We start from the raw sequence: 18,488 nt of genomic DNA, 5'->3' as shown, positions 1-18,488 counted from the left end.
CCCCGTGACGCGCTACCAGATCGGCGAGCTGGCCAGGTTGACCGGCCTGACCGTCAGGACCATCCGGTTCTACTCCGACTCGGGCCTCATCCCGCCCGCGGACCGGACCGCCGGTGGCTACCGGACCTACGACGCCGACGCGGTCGCCCGGCTGAAGCTCGTCCGCACCCTGCGAGACCTGGGTGTGGACCTGCCGACGGCCGGGCGAGTGCTGGCACGGGAGGTGTCGGTGACCGACGTGGCGCGCACACACGCCGATGCGATCGACGCGCAGATGAAGACGTTGCGGCTGCGCCGTGCCGTCCTGCGCGCCGTCGCCAAAGGAGGGGAGATGGAACTGATGAACGAGTTGGCCCGCATGTCGGACGAGGAGCGCCAGCGCATCCTCGACGACTTCTTCGAGGACGTGTTCGGGCCGTACGAGCTGGACCCGCAGTTCGAGCAGCACATGCGTTCCGTGCGGATCGAGCTGCCGGACGACCCGACCCCCGAGCAGCTGGAGGCCTGGGTCGAGCTCGCGAAGCTGGTGCAGGACCCGGACTTCCGCGCGTCGATCAAGCGGATGTCCCGGCAGCACGAGGAGTACCGCCGCAACGACGTCGACATGACACCGCCGTCGGGCGGCACGCAGCTGGAGACGTTCAACTACTCCGTCGAGCAGGCGCGCGAGGCGATCGAGGCCGGCATCGCACCGGACTCGGCAGCCGCACGTGAGGTCGTCGCCCGCGTCAACACCAGGTGGGCGGAGGCGCTGGGCGTGCCGGACGACGAGACCGTCGTCCAGCGGCTGCGCGAGTACGCCGACTTCGCCGACCCGCGGGCGGAGCGGTACTGGGTGCTGATCGGCCGCGTCAACGGCTGGCCCGCCATGCCCGACCACTCCCGCGAACGCGACTGGCTGCGCGCCGCCGGGGTGCCGCTGGGCTAGGCCCCCTGCCGCACACGGGAACCAGCTGGGCGCCCAGCTCGTTCCCGTGACAACGAAGGGGGAGTCGCCATGTCTGCTTTGTTCGAACTGCTCGGTGGCGCGATCGGCGAGTTCTTCTCGCCCGGCGCCGAGGACGACCTGCGCGGTCGCGGTGCCGTGTACCTCGACGGCCGCTGGGAGGAGGGCCAGCTCTTCTTCGGCCCGACGAAGGTCATCTGGAACGAGCAGATCATCTTCAGCCCCGACGAGGGCTGGATCGAGAAGGTCACCGATGACGACGACGCGTGGCAAATCGCGCCGAACCTGGTCGTCGTGCACTTCCGCCGTGCCGACGACACGGTGCTGCTCGCGTTGCACCGCAAGGACCTCGCGCACCACGTGAGCCGCGTGCTGGACCTGCCCCAGACCGCTGCCTAGGCCTGCTGCCTGAGCCGCTGCGCCAGACCCGCCAGCACGAACACGCCGGTCGCGACCGCCAACGCCGTGGAGGCGGCGGCGCGCTGGTTCGCGTTGGTGGCGCGCAGGTACTGCTCCTCGGTCAGGACGGTGACGGTCCTGCGCTGGGTGGTCGTGTACTCGCCGTTCTCGTACTTCAGGTTGCCCTTGGTCTCGGTCGCGAGCATGACGAACCCGAGACCCCAGCCACCGTAGAACGCCACAGCCGCGAGCACGACCGCCCACCGCGGCAACGTCTCGCGCACCGCGCGGAACAGACCACCGATCCCGTCGACCCGCAACCGCACCCGGCGCACACCCATCACCATGACGACGACCGCCACACCGGCCAGCACCAGGCAGCCGATCGCGACCCACGTCGGCAGCAGCGGTGCGCCCGGCAGGAAGGTCGCGACGACCAGGAGCGCGTTCAGCACGGCCACGCCGAGGGCGAACCGCTGCACCGGCAACGTCTTCATGGCCGGAGGATAGGGCCTCACCGAGCCCACCCACGGGTCGTCGGGGTCACCGGATCGGGCGCATCGTCACCCCGCGTTTCCGCGGTCATCCGGTCAGCGGGACCCGCAGAAGGCGAGGGCTTCACCGCTGGGCGGGCACGGACCTGCTGTCGCCACGCCCGCCCGCGCGGATCACTTGATCTGCATCCCCGAGATCATGCGCGACACCACCAGCCGCTGGATCTCCGACGTCCCCTCGAAGATCGTGAAGATCTTCGCGTCCCGGTGCATCCGCTCCACCGGGTGCTCGCGCGTGTACCCGGCCCCGCCGAGGATGTGGATCGCCCGCTCGGTCGCCCACACCGACACCTCGGACGCCTTGAGCTTCGACATCGAGCCCTCGCCCGCGGTGAACGGCACGTTGTTGCGGCCCATCCAGGCCGCGCGCCACACCAGGAGCCGGGACGCGTCGATCTCCATCCGCATGTTCGCGAGGTCGAACGCGATCGACTGGTTCTCGATGATCTTGCGGCCGAACGCCTCGCGGTCCTTCGCGTACTCCAGCGCGTAGTCGTAGGCGGCACGGGCGACACCCACGGCCATCGCGCCGACGGTCGGGCGGGTGGTCTCGAACGTCGCCATCGCCGCCTGGCCGCCGGCCTTCAGGCCCTCGCGGGCGCGTGCCAGGCGGGCTTCCAGCCGTTCGCGGCCGCCGAGCACGCAACGGCCGGGCACCCGCACGTCGTCCAGGAACACGTCCGCCGTGTGCGACGCACGCATCCCGTGCTTCTTGATCTTGCCGGGAGAGGACAGGCCCGGCGTGCCGGGCGGAACGATGAAGCCGGCCTGGCCACGAGAGCCCAGAGCCGGGTCCACGACCGCCGTCACGACGTGCACGTTCGCGATGCCGCCGTTGGTGGCCCAGGCCTTCTGGCCGTTCAGCACCCACTCGTCGGTGGCCTCGTCGTACCGCGCCCGCGTGCGGTACCCGGCCACGTCGGAGCCGGCCTGCGGCTCGGAGGCGCAGAACGCCGCCAGCTTCGGGTCCGACTCGTCACCGAAGCACTCCGGCACCCACTCGGCCAGCTGCTCGGGCTCGCCACCGGCGAAGATGCCGGCGACGGCGAGACCGGTGCCCATCAACGACAGCGCGATGCCCGCGTCGCCCCAGAACAGCTCCTCGGTCGCGATGGGCAGCGAGAGGCCGATCGGGTCGGCGAACCAGGTCGCGAGGGCTTCGAAGCCGTAGAGGCCGATCTTCGCGGCCTCCTGGATCACCGGCCACGGCGTCTCCTCGCGCTCGTCCCACTCGGAGGCGGCCGGCCTGATCACGTCGCGGGCGAAGCCGTGCACCCAGTCGCGCAGGTCGGTCTGGTCTTCGTTCAGTTCGAGCGAGAAGCCACCCACTGGAGAACCTTCCTACGCCTTCGGGATGTTGAACAGGCTCATGAACCCGGCCGCGAACCCCAGGTCGCCCTTGACCTTCAGCTTGCCCGTCATGAACAGCACGGGAGCCGACGCGTTGCCGGTCGCGAGCTTGAGGAAGTCGGCCGGTGTCAGCGTCACGATGGCACGGGCCTCGCGCGTGACGCCCTTGTTGATGGTGCACTGCGCGTCTTCGATGATGGCCTCGTAGACGTCTTCGAGCACGTGGAAGTGCACGACGGCGCGAGTCGCACCCGCCCGGTCCGCGCGGAAGTGGACCTCCATGCGGCGGAACACCTCGTCCAGCACCCGCACGCGCAGGGCCGGGTCCGCCACGACGGCCTCGATCTGGTCCTTCGAGGCGCGCGAGATGATGCGGGCGAAGTTCGACGGGTCCATCTTCGAGAGGTCGAGGTCGGCGCCGCCGTCGGCCAGCGCGCCGAGTGCGTTCAGCAGCGCGGCGAAGTCGTCCTTGCCGAGCTTCTTCGGGTCGATGCCGCGCGCGATGACGTCGATGTCGACGTCCTTGAGCGCGGGATCGTCCGGTGAGATCTGCCGCAACGTGCTGATCAGCTCGGCCGGGCTGAGCTTCGCGATCGCCTCGGTCGTGAGGTCGAGCGTCATCGAGACACCTCCTGGTACCTACTCGCGAGTAAGACTACTGGTGAGTAGATAGAGCGGCAAGCCGATCGGATAATCTTGCACCTCCTGACTGAGGGGTAGTGATGCGCACAGAAGGTCGAGCCAAGCGCTTGCCACGCGCGGTGCGTGAGCGGCAGATCATGGACGCCGCCATCGACGTGTTCTCGCGGCTCGGCTTCCACGCGGCGTCGATGGACGAGATCTCCGACGTCGCCGGCATCTCCAAACCGATGCTCTACGCCTACCTGGGGTCGAAGGAGGAGCTGTTCGCGACCTGCATCCGGCGCGAGGCCACCAGGATGATCGAGGCCATCGCGACCGGGGTCGAACCCGACCAGGAACCGGACGTGCAGCTGTGGAGCGGGCTGCGGGCGTTCTTCGGGTTCGTCGGGGAGAACCGGTCGAGCTGGCAGGTGCTGCACCGGCAGGCGTCCTCGCAGGGCGGGCCGTTCGCCGCCGAGCTCGCCGACATGCGCGGGCGGGCGGTGTCGCTGGTTGCGGCGCTGCTCACCCAGTCGACCAAGGCGCCGGCGACCAAGCTGGAGGCCGAGTCGCTGGCCGCCGCGCTCGTCGGTGCCGGTGAGTCGCTCGCGGACTGGTGGCTCGACCACCCGGAGGAGCCGGCCGGCGTGGTCGCCGCCCGGCTCATGAACCTCGTGTGGATGGGCTTCGGCGACCTGGTCGACGGCAACGTCTGGCACCCGCCGTCACGTCGCTGAGCCCAGCCCCGTTGACCCCACCAGGTGCGGGCCCTTGCCCCAGACGGCGAACTCCCAGCCGTCCGGGTTCTCGCGCGCGGAGAACTCCACGCGTCCCGGGATCAGCAACGGCTTCTTGAACCTCACGTCGACCGCCACCGCCTCCGGCAGCCGCCCCTCCAGAGCGGCCAGGCAGCGCGCCTTCGTCCACATCCCGTGCGCGATCGCCCTGGTGAACCCGAACAGCTTGGCGCTCAACGGGTGCAGGTGGATCGGGTTGCGGTCGCCGGACACCGCGCCGTAGCGCCGCCCGATGTCCGCGGGCACCCGCCACACCGCGGACCCGGCCGGACGCTGCAGCTCCTCGCCCGACGACGAACCGGACCGGGTGCGCCGCAGGTAGGTCGACACGCCCTCCCACACCCCGGACACCGACGTCACCACGTCGACCTGGGTGCCCTGCGGGTGCTCGCGCAGGTCGCGCGCCGACACCGTGATCTCCAGCGGCTCGTCCAGCGTCAACGGCCGCGACTGCGTGATCCGGTTCGCGACGTGAACGAGGCCGGGCAACGGGAACGGGAACCCCGGCCCCGTCATCAGCCGCATCTGCGACGGGAAGCCCAGCACGTGCGGGTAGGTCAGCGGCAACGCGTCGCGTAGCCCGAACCCGCACACCTCGTTGTACGCGGCCAGGTGCTTGAGCGAGACGTCGTGCGTGGCCGAGACCGGCGCCGCCGTGAGCGAGTCACCGCGGCGGAACGACGTGAGCGCCGCCTTCAGCAACATCACGCCCCCAGCAGCATCTGGCCGCACACCCGCACGACGTTGCCGTTCACGCCACCGGATCCGGGCGCGGCGAACCACGCGACGGTCTCTGCCACGTCCGAGGGCAGACCGCCCTGCGACAGGCTGTTCATCCGCCGTCCGACCTCGCGGGTCAGCAACGGCACAGCGGCGGTCATCTTCGTCTCGATGAAACCGGGCGCCACGGCGTTGATCGTGGCCCCGCGCTCGGCGAGCACCGGAGCGAGCGACTTCACCATGCCGATCACGCCGGCCTTCGACGTGGCGTAGTTGGTCTGCCCGACGTTGCCCGCGATCCCGGCGATCGACGACACCCCGACGATCCGCCCGCCGGTCCGCAGCACGTCGCCCTCCAGCAACGCCGCGTTGACCCGTTCCTGGCAGGCGAGGTTGACCTCCAGCACCGCGTCCCACTTCGACGCGTCCATGCGCGCCAGCGTCTTGTCGCGGGTGATGCCCGCGTTGTGCACGACGACGTCCACGCCGCCGTGCCGTTCGAGCAGGTACGACGTCAGCTTCGCCGGGTCGCCGGTGATGTCGAGCTGCAGCGCCGAGCCGCCCACGGCGTTGGCGACCTTCGACAGGTCCTCGCCGGCCGCGGGCACGTCCAGGCACACCACGTGCGCGCCGTCGCGGGCCAGCGTCGCCGCGATGGCCTCGCCGATGCCCCGCGACGCGCCGGTGACCAGCGCGACCTTGCCCTCCAGCGTGCCGGGCGCCGCGGCCCCCGACACGTGGACCACCTGCCCGGACACGTACGCCGACCGCCCGGACAGCAGGAACCGCAGCGTCGACTCGGCGCCGTCCTCCGCGCCGTCGGCCACGTACACCAGGTTCGCCGTCCCGCCGCGGCGCAGCTCCTTGCCGACCGACCGGACGAACCCTTCGAGCGCCCGCTGCGCCACTGTGTCCGGTGACCGCCCGATGACGACGACCCGCCCGCACGGCCCGAGCCGCGTGATCACCGGGTGGAAGAAGTCGTGCAGTTGCCGCAGGTCGCCGACCGTCGCGATGTCGGAGGCGTCGAACACCAGCGCGCCGTACGGGGCCGATCCGGTTTCCAGCTGCTTGAGGAAGGGCAACCGATCGGCGCCACCGACCAGCGCGGGGGTGGCGAGGGCCGCGTCGCGACGGAGTGGGTACGGGTTCGGCAGGCCGAGCCTGCGCACGAGCTGGCGCCCCAGCCCCGAAGATGCGAACTTCTGGTACCTGTCCACGCCGAACAACCTACTCGCTAGTAAGTCTACCCGCTAGTAGGTAGTATGGCGGCATGCGAGTAGCGATCATCGGCGGCAACCGCATCCCGTTCGCCCGCTCGAACGGCCCGTACGCCACCGCGTCGAACCAGGACATGTTCACCGCGGTGCTGGACGGGCTGGTCAGCCGGTTCGGGTTGCAGGGCGAACGACTCGGCGAGGTGGTCGCCGGCGCCGTGCTCAAGCACTCGCGCGACTTCAACCTCGTCCGCGAGTCGGTGCTGGGCAGCCGGCTCAGCCCGCAGACCCCCGCCTACGACCTCCAGCAGGCGTGCGGCACGGGGCTGCAGGCCGTCATCGCGGTGGCGAACAAGATCGCGCTCGGCCAGATCGAGGCCGGCATCGCCGGTGGCGTCGACACCACCAGCGACGCCCCGATCGGCGTGAACGAGAACTTCCGCAAGCTGCTGCTGGAGTTCAACCGCACCCGCAAGGTCAGCCTGCTCACCAAGCTGCGCCCCGGCCACGTCGTCCCGCACCTGCCGCGCAACGGCGAACCGCGCACCGGCATGTCGATGGGCGAGCACGCTGCCGTCACCGCCGCGAAGTACGGCATCACCCGCGAGGACCAGGACGAGCTGACCGCGCGCAGCCACCGCAACCTCGCCCGCGCCTACGACGAGGGCTTCTTCGACGACCTCGTCACGCCCTACCTGGGCCTGACCCGTGACCAGAACCTGCGCCCGGACAGCTCACCCGAGAAGCTGGCCAAGCTGAAGCCGGTCTTCGGCGACACGATGACCGCCGGCAACTCCACCCCGCTTTCCGACGGCGCCTCCGCGGTCCTGCTCGCCACCGAGGAGTGGGCGGCGGCCCGCAACCTCCCGGTGCTCGCCTACCTGACCTCCGCCGAGACCGCGGCCGTCGACTACGTGCACGGCGACGAGGGCCTGCTCATGGCACCCGTCCACGCCGCACCGCGCATGCTTGAGAAGGCAGGGCTCAAGCTGCAGGAGTTCGACTTCTACGAGGTGCACGAGGCGTTCGCGTCGCAGGTGCTCGCCACGCTGAAGGCCTGGGAGGACGACCTCGGCGAGATCGACCGCGCCAAGCTCAACGTCAACGGCTCGTCGCTCGCGGCGGGTCACCCGTTCGCGGCGACCGGCGCCCGGATCGTGGCGACCCTGGCCAAGCTGCTGCACCAGAAGGGCAGCGGGCGCGGGTTCGTGTCGATCTGCGCGGCCGGCGGTCAGGGGATCACGGCGATCCTGGAGCGATGAGTTCCGCGCGGTCGTGAGGTCAGACCATCCGAACCCGTTCAGGAGAAGGATGGCGCCATGACTCTGCAGAACGTGCTGGAGACCCACCGCGAGACCACGCCGAACGCCGCGGCGCTCGTGGCCCGCGGCGACGACGTCGAGTTCGCGGCGCTCGGCGGCGAGACCCGCGACTCGGTCTTCGCGGTCGCCTCGGTCACCAAGCCGGTCGTGGCCTACGCCGCGCAGCTGCTGGTGCGCGACGGCCGGATCGCGCTGGACGACCCGATCGCTCAGTGGCTGCCGGAACTGGCCGAGCCGAAGGTCGCCCGCACGCCGCGGGGCCCGGTCGACGACGTGGTGCCCGCGACCACGCCGATCACCGTGCGGCACCTGCAGTCGTCGCGGTCGGGCTGGGGCTTCACGGCCGACTTCTCGTTGCCCGCCACGCAGCTGCTGTTCGCGAAAGCGCACCTGCACGGTGCGTCGGAGCTGCCCACGCCGGACGAGTGGCTGCCGCAGCTCGCCGAGGTCCCGCTGCTGCACCAGCCGGGTGCGGGATGGCTCTACAACACCGGTTACGACGTGCTCGGCGTGCTCCTCGACCGCGTCACGGGGTCGTTGCCGGACTTCCTCGCCGACCGCGTCTGCGGCCCGTTCGGCATGACCGCCACGAGCTTCGCCAGCCCGGTCTTCCCCTCCGGCGCGGGCGGGCTGAACTCCACCGCGAACGACCTGCTGGCGTTCGGCCGCGGCCTGCTCGCGAGCGACCTGCTGCCGGTGCTGGCGACCGACACCACGTCGGCGGACGAGCGCGAGGCCGCCAGGCTGTTCCTGGAGGGGCAGGGCTGGGGCCACGGCGGCAGCGTCGACATCGCGGAGATCAACCCGTGGAACGTGCCCGGCCGCTACGGCTGGGTCGGCGGTTCCGGCACGGCCGCGCACGTGGTCCCGTCGCAGGACAAGGTGACCGTTCTGCTCACCCGCACCGCCATGACGAGCCCCGAGCCGGTGCCGGTGATGCGCGACTTCTGGAAACACGCTGCCCGGTAGGACCGTTGATCGTGCACACTCTCACTTCCACCGCTGGGGAGCGGTGCGTGGGGGGAAGTGATGCGTGCTGTTGTCGCGCTGGCGCTGCTGCTCGGGACGTACGTCCTGGTGCTGGCGGTGCTGGCCGGAATCGTCCTGGTCGACGTGCTGTTCTTCGTCAACGACCGGCCGATCGCCTTCCTGTGGTCCCTCGGGGTCGAGGGAATGCTGGCGTTCGCGCTGCTCAGCAGCCTGTTCACGATCGCGGGTACCTCGGACGACGAGGTGCGCGGTCAACCGGTCGGCGAGCAGGACGAGCCCGAGCTGTGGGCGCTGGTCCGCCGCCTCGCCGCCGAGGTCGGCACGCGTCCGCCGGACCGCGTCTTCATCGTGCCGGAGGCGAACGCCGCGGTGTCCCAGCGCACCAGGCTGCTCGGGCTCATCGCGACCACCCGCCGGATGTACGTGGGCGCGCCGCTGCTCGCGTGCCTGACCGAGCGGCAGCTGAGCTTCGTCCTCGCGCACGAGCTGGGCCACTACAGCAACCGCGACACGAGGTTGACGGGCGTGGTGGTGGCCGGGCGGGTCGCGCTGATCCGCGTGCTCGCCAAGCTGGACAACCGCTCCTGGTACCACGCCGTGGTCGCCGGGATGTTCGCGCTCTACGCGAACCTCTACTTCGCGGTGACCGCGTCCCTGTCACGTCAGCAGGAGCTCGCCGCCGACGCGACGGCCACCCGGATCGCCGGGACCGAGGCCGCGGTGAGCTCGCTGCGGGAGCTCCCGGTGGTCCACGCCGCCTGGACCCTGTTCCACGACCGGCACTTCCGCCCGGCCTGGGAGGCGGGGTTCCTGCCGACGACGATCTTCGAGGCGTTCGCGGGGCTGCGCGGCTCGCCGGAGCTGCGCGCCCACCTCGACGAGGTGCGGGAGAACCCGCCCGAGCGCGTGCTCAGCCGGTACGACTCGCACCCGCCGCTGCCGGAGCGGATCGCCGCGGTCACCGCGCTGGCCGTGCCCGGCAAGGGACCCGACCGGCCGGCCGGTGCACTGCTCGCGGACAACGGCGCGGTGATGGACAAGACGCTGGTCGGTGAGCTGGTCGAGGAGCTCGGCGTGAAGAGGCGCGTCGACTGGGCGACGTTGTCGCACACCGCGGTCCGCGCGACCAGGGTGGATCGGTCGCGGCGGCTGGTGCGGGTCGGCGGCGGCTCGCTCGGCGCCGTGCTCGACCTGTTCGACGCGGGCGAGCTGACCTCGTTGCTGCGCACCGACGTCCGGCCCGGCAGCGGCACGTCCGGGCAGCGGGTGCGACGCGAGTTCGCCCGCGGCCTGCTGATCGGGGAGCTGACCGCGCTGGTCGAGCTGACCCTCGCGGACCAGCACCAGGCGCACTGGGAGTCCGACTGGCTCGGCACCACGACGTTCCACGGCCCCGATCTCGCCGCCGAGATCGAACAGGCCACCGACGACAGGGGCTCGACGGCCGGTCTGCGCGCGGCGCTCGCCGGTCTCCACGTCGACCACGCCCCGGCCCGCTAGGAGAAGAACCAGTGGTGCTCGACCCGAACAGACATGCCGACCCGGAGCGCTGGGGCCTGGTGCCGGACGCGCACGTCCGCGACTTCTTCCCCGAGGAGGACCCGGTGCTGGCCCGCGCGATCGCGGCCGCCTCCCGCGGGCGGTGGCGGCCGGCCGCGGACGCGATGAGGGACACCAGGGGCGACTGGGACCGCCGCGCCCGCGTGACACTGGCGCTGGCCCGTGAAGGCGCGCGCACCGACGAGTGGCTGATCAGCTGGCGCGACGAGCAGCCGGACGAGGACCTGGCCGTGCTCGACGCGGCGGCGTGGGTCCTGGTGGCGAAGGCGATCCTCGGCGAGAGCGACGAGCAGGACCACGTGGACGGCTTCCACCGCGTGCTGCGCCGGGCAGAACGCGCGGCGCGGCACGCCGCCGAGCTCGCCCCGCAGGACCCGACGCCGTGGTGGACGCTCGTTCAGATCGCCTGCGGTCTCTCGTTCGACCAGGCGCGCTTCGCCGAGATCTGGCACGGGCTCAGGTGCCGGGCGCCGCGGCACCGGGCCGCCCACGAGGACGCCCTGGAGTACTGGGCCGGTCAGTCGTCCGACGTGATGCTCGACTTCGCGGCGAACGCCGGCCCCGCCCTGGTCCTGCGGGCGGCGTTCCTGCTGGAGGACGACGACCCGGTCATCTGGCGCACTGACCTGGTGACCGACGCGGTGGAGCGGCTCCTGGCCGAGGACGAGCTGTCGAACGACGACCGCGGCCACCTGGTCCTCGCGCTGTACGACCACAACCGCTTCACCGAGGTGATCGACCAGTTCCGTGCCCTCGGCAACCGGGCGGACGGCGCACCGTGGAGCCGCTTCGAGGACCCGAAGGGCACGTTCCTGGAGTACCGCGTCAACGCCTGCCGGAAGGCGAAGCTCAAGCTCTAGTCGAGCAACGCCCACGCGGCCGTGCAGGTCGCGGTCACGGTGATCTGCTGCGCCTTGAGGTTCAGCTGGTCGACCATCCCGGCCGGTCCGGCCATCTCGAACGACGCGCTGCGCATCATCTTGGGCGAGTAGCCGCCGCTCTCGGTGTCGCCGATCCGCAGCAACGGCCCGAGCCGCCGCCCCAGCGCGTTCGCGTAGCCCTCGGCCCGGCGCAACGCGTCGGCCACGGCCTCCTTCTGCGCCTCGCGGATCGCCTCGGTGTCGTCGACGAGCGTCCACGACGGCCCGTTGACCCACGACGGCTCGGCCTGGACCAGCTCGGCGAGCAGGCCGTCGAGCTTGTCGAGGTCCTTCACCCAGATCACGTACTGCTGGGTGGCCCGGCTGCCGATGCGCTGGTTGTTGTCCCAGTTGTCGTGCACGGACAGCTGGCGCGACCGCACCTCGAAGTCCGCCAGCAGCGGTTCCACGGCGGAGATGCGCTGGTTGAGCGTGCTCACCGCCTCGGACCGCTCAGCGCCGAGCGCCTCGAACGTCACGTCCACCTGGGCGCGGTCGGCGGTGCGCTCGACCTCGCCGGTTCCCTTCGTCACGACTTCAGCCACGTGACCCACCCAACCGCCACCCCACCCCATCCGCAACTATTCGCCTCTATAGATCTATCACTAGATAAACGAATACAGCTTCAGTCGTAGTTCGGCTGCGCGTCTCTACTGGAGGGCCTAGAAACGCCGATACGGTGCGAGGCATGGACCCGGTGCGCAACCCGTTCGCCCCCGGTGCCGGCCAGCGGCCTCCCGAGCTCGCCGGCCGCGAGAAGGAGGTCTCGGCGTTCGAGGTCGTCCTCGAACGCGTGGCCCGCGGGCGTCCGGAACGCAGCCTCGTGCTGACCGGGCTGCGCGGCGTGGGCAAGACGGTGCTGCTGGGCGAGCTGCGGTCGATGGCGGTCAAACGCGGCTGGGGCGCCGGCAAGATCGAGGCACGGCCCGACGCCGACCTGCGCAGACCGTTGTCGGCGGCGCTGCACCGGGCGGTCCGCGACCTCGCGGTGCGCCACCGCGCGCCGGACCGGGTCGAGGCGATCCTGGGCGTGCTGAAGGCGTTTGCGCTGCGGGCCGCCCCGGACGGCGCCAAGCTCCGTGACCGCTGGCAGCCGGGGATCGACGTGCCGGCGGCGAGCGGCAGGGCCGACTCCGGTGACATCGAGATCGACCTGGTCGAGCTGTTCACCGACGTCGCCGAGCTGGCGCAGGACGTCGGCACGGGCGTCGCGCTGCTCATCGACGAGATGCAGGACCTGCGGCCGGACGACATCAGCGCGTTGTGCGCGGCCTGCCACGAGCTGTCGCAGCTCGGCGCGCCGCTGGTCGTCGTCGGCGCGGGCCTGCCGCACCTGCCGGCCGTGCTGAGCGCGAGCAAGTCCTACTCGGAACGGCTCTTCCGGTACGTCCGGATCGACCGGCTGAGCCGCGCGGACGCCGACCGGGCCGTGCTCGCCCCGGTCGAACGCGAGGACGCGGGCATCACCGACGAGGCGCTGGACGCGTTGTTCGACGCGAGCGGCGGCTACCCGTACTTCATCCAGGCCTACGGCAAGGCCGCCTGGGACGCCGCCCCGGCCGACCCGATCACCGCGCTGGACGTCTCCGTGGCCGCTCCCGAGGCCGACGCGGAGCTTGCCGTGGGGTTCTTCGGCTCCCGATACGAGCGTGCAACGCCCGCTGAACGCGAGTATCTCCGGTCGATGGCCGAGTTGACCGACGGAAAGGACGCGGGGGTGAACACCGCGCAGGTGGCCGACCACCTGGGCCGCAAGCCCTCCTCGCTGTCCCCCGCACGAGACTCGCTCATCAAGAAAGGCCTGGTCTACAGCGCGGAACGGGGTCAGATCGCCTTCACCGTTCCCCACTTCGGGCGGTTCCTGCTCGGCAGGGAGGACTGACCGGCGTTGTCCGGCCGTTCACCTTGTCGACCGACGATTCATCGGCGTGTGCGCCACCTCACCGGATAAACACGTGCTTTCGTGGCTCTGAGGGTGCATACTTGGGTTACCAACCGAACAGACCTCCGAGAGGGAAGTGCAGACCCCGATGAACTTCGCAGCGAAGCTCCGCGCCCGTCGTGCCGAGGCGCGCAACCGGAAGGCCGTGGCTCGCGCGATCGACATGGCCCCCACCCCGGCCATGCGTCACGAGCTGATGGCCATCGCCCAGGCTCAGGTCACGACCCTGCGCTGACACTCACGAAACCCGGCACTCGCACGGCGCCCCGTCGCGAGTGCCTCCCCAAACGGGAACCCCCTGACGCACCTCCCGCGCGTCAGGGGGTTTTCTCTGTTAAACGTGATCCAGGACACAGTATGGTGGCTGTGTAACAGAGCGCATCGGTACGCCGATGTCACGGTTGACCTCGCGGTGCTGTCGGACCCCCGACCTGGCAGCACCGCGAGGTTTCTTGTTTGCTGGGGGCATGAAGATCGCCGTGCTCGGCACCGGCCTCATGGGTGCCCCCATCGCAGTCAACCTCGCCGCCGCCGGACACGACGTCCGGGTCTGGAACCGCACCCGCTCCAAGGCCGAACCGCTGGCCGCGCGGGGCGCCACCGTGACGGACTCGCCCGCGGCCGCCGTCGAGGGCGTGGAGATCGTGCTGACGATGCTCAACGACGGTGCTGCCGTCACCGCGACCATGCAGGACGCCTCCTCCGCGCTGCCGCACGACGCCGTGTGGATCCAGGCCTCGACAGTCGGTGTCGACGCGACCGACGACCACGTCGCCCTCGCCCGTTCGCTCGGGCTGGAGTTCGTGGACGCCCCGGTGCTCGGCAGCACCAAACCCGCCCAGGACGGCACGCTCGTCGTGCTCGCCGCGGGTGCCGAGGAGCTGCGCGAACGGGTGCAGCCGGTGTTCGACGTGATCGGCGCCCGCACGATGTGGGTCGGCGAGGCGGGTGCGGCGTCGCGGCTGAAGCTCGTCGCGAACAGCTGGGTCCTCGCGCTGACCTCCGCGATCGGCGAGGCCGTGGCGCTCGCGGAGTCCTCCGGGCTCGACCCGAAGCTGTTCCTCGACGCCGTCTCCGGTGGCCCGCTCGACTGCGGATACCTGCGGCTGAAGGGCAACGCGATCATCGAACGGTCCTTCCAGCCCGCGTTCAGCGTGCAGAACGCGCTGAAGGACGCGCTGCTGGTGAACGAGGCGGCCGTGCGGGCCGGTGTGCAGCTGGACGTGGCACAGGCCTCGGGTGCCCGCCTGAACCGCGCGGTCACCCGAGGCCACGGCGACGAGGACATGGCCGCCGCCTACTACGCCAGCTTCAACAGCTAGTTCCGAACGGACCAGGCACCCTTGGCGGCGGTCCAGTAGAAGGTCGAGCCCTCGAAGACCTGCATCCGGCCGCCCGCCTCGCCGGTCCACTCCTTCTCGGCTTCCTTCGGGTAGCCGTGGGTGTGCTCGTCACCGGTGGCGGCGAACTTCGTGAGGATGTCGCCGTACACCGGGTAGGCGTTGGTGCGCGCCGACCAGTACCAGACGCCGTTCTGGAACTTCTGGTAGCGGCCGCCGTTCGCTCCCGCCGCCTCTTCCATGAGCGGATAACCCCAGCGGTGCTCGTCACCGGCGTTCATGAAGCTGGTCAGGATGTCGCCGTACACCGGGAACGCGCCGGTCGCCGCCGTCCAGTAGAAGTTCGCGACCTGGAACCCCTGCCAGCGGCCACCTCCGGCACCCGGCGACTCGTCGTTGACCGGGTAGCCCCAGCGGTGCTCGTCGCCGGTGTTCATGAACCTCGTCAGGATGTCGCCGTAGACCGGGTGGGCGTTCAACGCCGGGGTCCAGTAGATGTTGCCGCGCTGGAAACCCTGCCAGCGGCCACCGGGAGCGCCGTCGGCCTCGTTGTTGACCGGCGCACCCACGACGCTGTTCTCCGCGCCCATCGCACGCCACTTCACGCCGATGTCGCCGTAGACGGAGATCCTGACCTCGTCGAGCATCTGCCGCGCCTTGGCCTCGGCCTGGTCGTAGCGCGCCGGGCAGCAGGAGCGCTGCACCTTGTCGGCGAGCAGACCCGCGCTCAGGCTCGGGTACTTCGGTTCCACGCGCTGGGCTTCCGCGAAGAAGCGGTCGGCGGCGTGGTCGACGTTCATGATCTGCTCGGGTGTTCCCCAGCCCTGCGAGGGCCGTTGCTGGAACACGCCGAGCGAGTCGCGGTCGCCGCAGCTGAGGTTGTTCATGTGCGACTCGACCCAGCCCGCCTCGAACCCGGCGAGCATGACCTTGGCCGACACACCGCGCCGGAGACCGACGTCGTGGACGATCCGCGTGACGTTGAGGTCGCGGTTGGACGGCACCGCGCAGGCGGCGATCATCTCGGCGTTGGAGATGTGCACCGGCTCGGCCTGCGCGACGCCCGCGAGGGGCAGCAGGGACAGCGCGGCGATCGTGAGAACGCTCTTCCGCACGCCCGTCACCCGGCGTTCTGCACGGACCAGGCGCCCTTGGCGGCGGTCCAGTAGAAGGTGGAGTTCTCGAAGACCTGCATGCGCCCGCCCGTCTCGCCGGTCCACTCCTTCTCGGCTTCCTTCGGGTAGCCGTGGGTGTGCTCGTCACCGGTCGCCGCGAACTTCGTCAGGATGTCGCCGTAGACGGGGTAGGCGTTGGTGCGCGCCGACCAGTACCAGACGCCGTTCTGGAACTTCTGGTAGCGGCCACCGTTGGCGCCGGCCGCCTCCTCCATCAGCGGGTAGCCCCACCGGTGCTCGTCACCGGCGTTCATGAAGTTGGTCAGGATGTCGCCGTAGACGGGGAACGCGCCGGTCGCGGCGGTCCAGTAGAAGTTCGCGACCTGGAAGCCCTGCCAGCGCCCGCCGTTCGCGCCGGCCGACTCGTCGTTGACCGGGTAGCCCCAGCGGTGCTCGTCGCCGGTGTTCATGAACCTGGTGTGGATGTCGCCGTACACGGGGTGGGCGTTGAGCGCGGGCGTCCAGTAGATGTTGCCGCGCTGGAAGCCCTGCCAGCGGCCACCGGGAGCGCCGTCGGCCTCGTTGTTGACCGGTGCGCCCACGACGCTGCCCTCGGCGCCCATCGCACGCCACTTCGCGCCGATGTCGCCGTAGACGTTGTAGGAGACGATGTTGTTGTAGCGGATCGGCGTGTACTTGGCGGCGGTCGCGGCCGCCCAGTTGCGTTCCGTCGTGGGCGAACCGTTCGGGCCGGCCTGCTCACGCACCCGCGGCATCGTCCGTGCCGCGTCCGCCCAGCCGATGAACAACGCCGTGTGCTGCCCCGGCCAGTTCAGCGCGTCGCCCGGCTGCAGGTCCGCGCGGTTGATCGTGTGCGAGACCTCGTGCAGCGTCGCGGTCGTGTAGGAGTGGCCCAGCCCCCAGACCATCGACAGGTAGCCGCTGCAGTCCGTGCGGTACGAACCGAACTGGTTGTTGTGACAGGCGCTCTGGCTGTACGGCACCCGTGCCTGGAGCCACGTCGTGGATCTGGCCAGCGCCTCGTCCCTGGCTGTCTGCTTGCCCGCGGGGTACGTCCCGCAGTTGAACATCACGCTCATGTCGTCTGCCGCCGCCACGTTCGCCATTCCCATGACGAGCGCGACAGCGACCACGCTGGTTCCGAGAAACTCCCGAACCTTCATCCCCGGTCTCCCTCTTCAGACTTGGGGCAAGGTTCGAGGGCCCGTCTGCAAGGCGTCTCCAAGTCCGCTGCAAGAGACCTGCAGTCCCGCCGATCGGCCGGTCCGCCGCCCGGCCCGCGCTGGCTAGCGTCGGTGCGTGAACAGACTCGTGCGCTCCCTGCTGGCGTTCGGCCTGGTATCGGCACAGGTCACGGCCACAGCGGCGGTCGCGACCGCCGCCACCGACATCAAGGACCGCATCGCCGCCCTCCCCGGTGTGCGGATCATCAGCGAAGGGACGTCCGGCACCGCCAGGACGTTCGTGCTCGGCATCCGGCAGCCCGCGGACCACCGCAGGCCGCGCGGGCAGTGGTTCGAGCAGCGGTTCTCGTTGCTGCACAAGGACACCGCCCGCCCGATGGTGCTGCACACCACCGGCTACCAGCTGCCCGGCACGGTCGGTGCCTCCGAACCGGCCCGGCTGGTCGACGGCAACCAGCTCAGCGTCGAGCAGCGGTTCTTCACGCCCTCACGCCCGGCGCCGGCCGACTGGGGCGACCTGAACATCTGGCAGGCCGCCAACGACCACCACCGGATCGTCTCGGCGTTCAAACGGATCTACGGCGCCAGGTGGCTGTCGACCGGGGCCAGCAAGGGCGGCATGACGTCGGTCTACCACCGGCGGTTCTTCCCGCGTGACGTCGACGCGACGATCGCCTACGTCACGCCGAACGACGTGGTGAACGACCGGGACGCCTACGGCGAGTTCATCCGCGGCGTGGGCAACGACCCCTCCTGCAACCGGCGGCTCGAAGGCGTGCAGCGGCAGATCCTGCGGCAGCGCGACGCGTTCGTCGCCCGGCTGGAGGCCGCCGGGTACACGTTCCGCCAGTTCGGCGGCGGTCAGCGGGCGCTGGAGGTCCTGGTGCTGGACACGCCGTTCACGTTCTGGCAGTACGGGACCCAGGAGCAGTGCGCGCTCGTGCCGGGTGCCGGTGCGACCGTCGACGAGCTGTGGACGTTCATCGACAAGACCGTCGGCTGGGACTTCTACAACGATGCGGGTGTCGCGCCCTACACGGCGTACTACTACCAGGCGGGAACGCAGCTCGGCTGGCCGGCGGCGGACGAGTCGGCGGTGGCGGACCTGTTGCGCTACCCCGGTGTCTCGGTGCCGCGCACGATGGTGCCCGCCGAGATCGGGTTCCCGCGGTTCGACCGGCACGCGATGAAGGACGTCGACCGCTGGGTGCGCCTCCAGGGCAGCCGATTGTTGTTCGTGTACGGGCAGAACGACCCGTGGAGCGCGGAACCGTTCCGGATCGGGCCGGGGACGCGCGACTCGCTGTCGTTCGTTGTCCCCGCGGGCAACCACGGCGCGAACATCGCGAAGCTGCCGGAAACCGAGCGTGCGGCGGCCACGGCGGCGGTGCGGCGCTGGGCCGGGGTGTCCGCCGCGGTCTCGGCGTCGGTCGCCGACACCGGTGCCGACCCCGACTCGCTGGACGCGCTGCGGGCTCGCCGGGGCTGAG

Annotated in this window: 19 protein-coding genes; 11 read left to right on the top strand and 8 right to left on the bottom strand. The window is 70.6% G+C overall.

Annotation, left to right across the window (positions count from 1 at the left end):
* Nucleotides 1-4 precede the first annotated feature (4 nt).
* Both ADL03_RS03720 and ADL03_RS03715 read left to right on the top strand, forming a co-directional pair.
* On the top strand, nt 5-928 hold the full coding sequence (locus ADL03_RS03720) for a MerR family transcriptional regulator (RefSeq protein WP_053731939.1): 924 nt from the start codon (nt 5-7) through the stop codon (nt 926-928).
* Nucleotides 929-997: 69 nt separating this feature from the next.
* On the top strand, nt 998-1,345 hold the full coding sequence (locus ADL03_RS03715) for a hypothetical protein (protein ID WP_157527916.1): 348 nt from the start codon (nt 998-1,000) through the stop codon (nt 1,343-1,345).
* On the opposite strand, the gene ADL03_RS03710 is transcribed toward ADL03_RS03715, so the two are convergent.
* The 3 genes from ADL03_RS03710 to ADL03_RS03700 all read right to left on the bottom strand — a co-directional run bounded on the left by ADL03_RS03710 (nt 1,342) and on the right by ADL03_RS03700 (nt 3,870).
* Entirely contained in the window at nt 1,342-1,842 is a 501-nt protein-coding gene (locus tag ADL03_RS03710) for a hypothetical protein (protein ID WP_053731937.1), read from the bottom strand. The two genes, ADL03_RS03715 and ADL03_RS03710, sit on opposite strands and share 4 nt — an antisense overlap.
* A gap of 171 nt (nt 1,843-2,013) precedes the next feature.
* Entirely contained in the window at nt 2,014-3,228 is a 1,215-nt protein-coding gene (locus ADL03_RS03705; protein WP_053731936.1) for an acyl-CoA dehydrogenase family protein, read from the bottom strand.
* Between the two features lie 12 nt (nt 3,229-3,240).
* Nucleotides 3,241-3,870, bottom strand: coding sequence for an SCP2 sterol-binding domain-containing protein (locus tag ADL03_RS03700; protein WP_053731935.1), 630 nt, complete (start codon nt 3,868-3,870; stop codon nt 3,241-3,243).
* A gap of 101 nt (nt 3,871-3,971) precedes the next feature.
* Between ADL03_RS03700 and ADL03_RS03695 the strand changes: the two genes are divergently transcribed.
* The gene (locus tag ADL03_RS03695) at nt 3,972-4,607 is read left to right on the top strand and encodes a TetR/AcrR family transcriptional regulator (RefSeq protein WP_082372859.1); all 636 of its coding nucleotides are present in this window, start codon (nt 3,972-3,974) and stop codon (nt 4,605-4,607) included.
* Here ADL03_RS03695 and ADL03_RS03690 read toward each other — a convergent pair.
* Nucleotides 4,596-5,372, bottom strand: coding sequence for a MaoC/PaaZ C-terminal domain-containing protein (locus tag ADL03_RS03690; RefSeq protein ID WP_053731933.1), 777 nt, complete (start codon nt 5,370-5,372; stop codon nt 4,596-4,598). The two genes, ADL03_RS03695 and ADL03_RS03690, sit on opposite strands and share 12 nt — an antisense overlap.
* Complete coding sequence (locus ADL03_RS03685) at nt 5,372-6,607, bottom strand: 3-oxoacyl-ACP reductase (RefSeq protein ID WP_053731932.1); 1,236 nt, start codon at nt 6,605-6,607, stop codon at nt 5,372-5,374. The genes ADL03_RS03690 and ADL03_RS03685 overlap by 1 nt, the downstream gene beginning before the upstream one ends.
* Nucleotides 6,608-6,660: 53 nt before the next feature.
* Here ADL03_RS03685 and ADL03_RS03680 point away from each other — a divergent pair, with 53 nt between their 5' ends.
* From ADL03_RS03680 to ADL03_RS03665, 4 genes are read left to right on the top strand one after another with little or no spacing between them, the layout of a single operon-like run.
* On the top strand, nt 6,661-7,866 hold the full coding sequence (locus tag ADL03_RS03680) for an acetyl-CoA C-acetyltransferase (RefSeq protein WP_053731931.1): 1,206 nt from the start codon (nt 6,661-6,663) through the stop codon (nt 7,864-7,866).
* 57 nt (nt 7,867-7,923) lie between these two features.
* Nucleotides 7,924-8,895, top strand: a complete 972-nt coding sequence (locus ADL03_RS03675) for a serine hydrolase (protein WP_063798452.1) — start codon at nt 7,924-7,926, stop codon at nt 8,893-8,895.
* Between the two features lie 60 nt (nt 8,896-8,955).
* Nucleotides 8,956-10,416: a M48 family metallopeptidase gene (locus ADL03_RS03670; RefSeq protein ID WP_053731930.1), complete on the top strand. Its 1,461-nt coding sequence runs from the start codon at nt 8,956-8,958 to the stop codon at nt 10,414-10,416.
* A gap of 14 nt (nt 10,417-10,430) precedes the next feature.
* Nucleotides 10,431-11,336 (top strand): hypothetical protein, encoded by a 906-nt coding sequence (locus ADL03_RS03665; protein ID WP_157527913.1) that lies wholly within the window; start codon nt 10,431-10,433, stop codon nt 11,334-11,336.
* Here the strand turns inward: ADL03_RS03665 and ADL03_RS03660 are convergent.
* Nucleotides 11,333-11,941, bottom strand: coding sequence for an SIMPL domain-containing protein (locus ADL03_RS03660; protein ID WP_082372858.1), 609 nt, complete (start codon nt 11,939-11,941; stop codon nt 11,333-11,335). The two genes, ADL03_RS03665 and ADL03_RS03660, sit on opposite strands and share 4 nt — an antisense overlap.
* Before the next feature lie 143 nt (nt 11,942-12,084).
* Between ADL03_RS03660 and ADL03_RS03655 the strand changes: the two genes are divergently transcribed.
* The 3 genes from ADL03_RS03655 to ADL03_RS03650 all read left to right on the top strand — a co-directional run bounded on the left by ADL03_RS03655 (nt 12,085) and on the right by ADL03_RS03650 (nt 14,660).
* Complete coding sequence (locus ADL03_RS03655; protein ID WP_053731927.1) at nt 12,085-13,278, top strand: ATP-binding protein; 1,194 nt, start codon at nt 12,085-12,087, stop codon at nt 13,276-13,278.
* Between the two features lie 148 nt (nt 13,279-13,426).
* Nucleotides 13,427-13,573, top strand: a complete 147-nt coding sequence (locus ADL03_RS48075) for a hypothetical protein (RefSeq protein ID WP_197288052.1) — start codon at nt 13,427-13,429, stop codon at nt 13,571-13,573.
* A 232-nt stretch (nt 13,574-13,805) separates the two neighbouring features.
* Nucleotides 13,806-14,660 carry an NAD(P)-dependent oxidoreductase gene (locus tag ADL03_RS03650; RefSeq protein ID WP_053731926.1) on the top strand — a complete coding sequence of 285 codons (855 nt, stop codon included), beginning with the start codon at nt 13,806-13,808 and terminating at the stop codon, nt 14,658-14,660.
* Here ADL03_RS03650 and ADL03_RS03645 read toward each other — a convergent pair.
* Complete coding sequence (locus tag ADL03_RS03645; protein ID WP_157527910.1) at nt 14,657-15,793, bottom strand: LGFP repeat-containing protein; 1,137 nt, start codon at nt 15,791-15,793, stop codon at nt 14,657-14,659. The two genes, ADL03_RS03650 and ADL03_RS03645, sit on opposite strands and share 4 nt — an antisense overlap.
* 5 nt (nt 15,794-15,798) lie before the next feature.
* Complete coding sequence (locus ADL03_RS03640; protein ID WP_082372857.1) at nt 15,799-16,977, bottom strand: LGFP repeat-containing protein; 1,179 nt, start codon at nt 16,975-16,977, stop codon at nt 15,799-15,801.
* Between the two features lie 136 nt (nt 16,978-17,113).
* Between ADL03_RS03640 and ADL03_RS03635 the strand changes: the two genes are divergently transcribed.
* On the top strand, nt 17,114-18,487 hold the full coding sequence (locus ADL03_RS03635) for a S28 family serine protease (protein WP_082372856.1): 1,374 nt from the start codon (nt 17,114-17,116) through the stop codon (nt 18,485-18,487).
* Nucleotide 18,488: the final 1 nt, after the last annotated feature.

The sequence above is a fragment of the Nocardia sp. NRRL S-836 genome, assembly GCF_001279525.1.
GTDB lineage: Bacteria > Actinomycetota > Actinomycetes > Mycobacteriales > Pseudonocardiaceae > Lentzea.
This window is presented reverse-complemented; position numbering and strand designations above follow the sequence as displayed.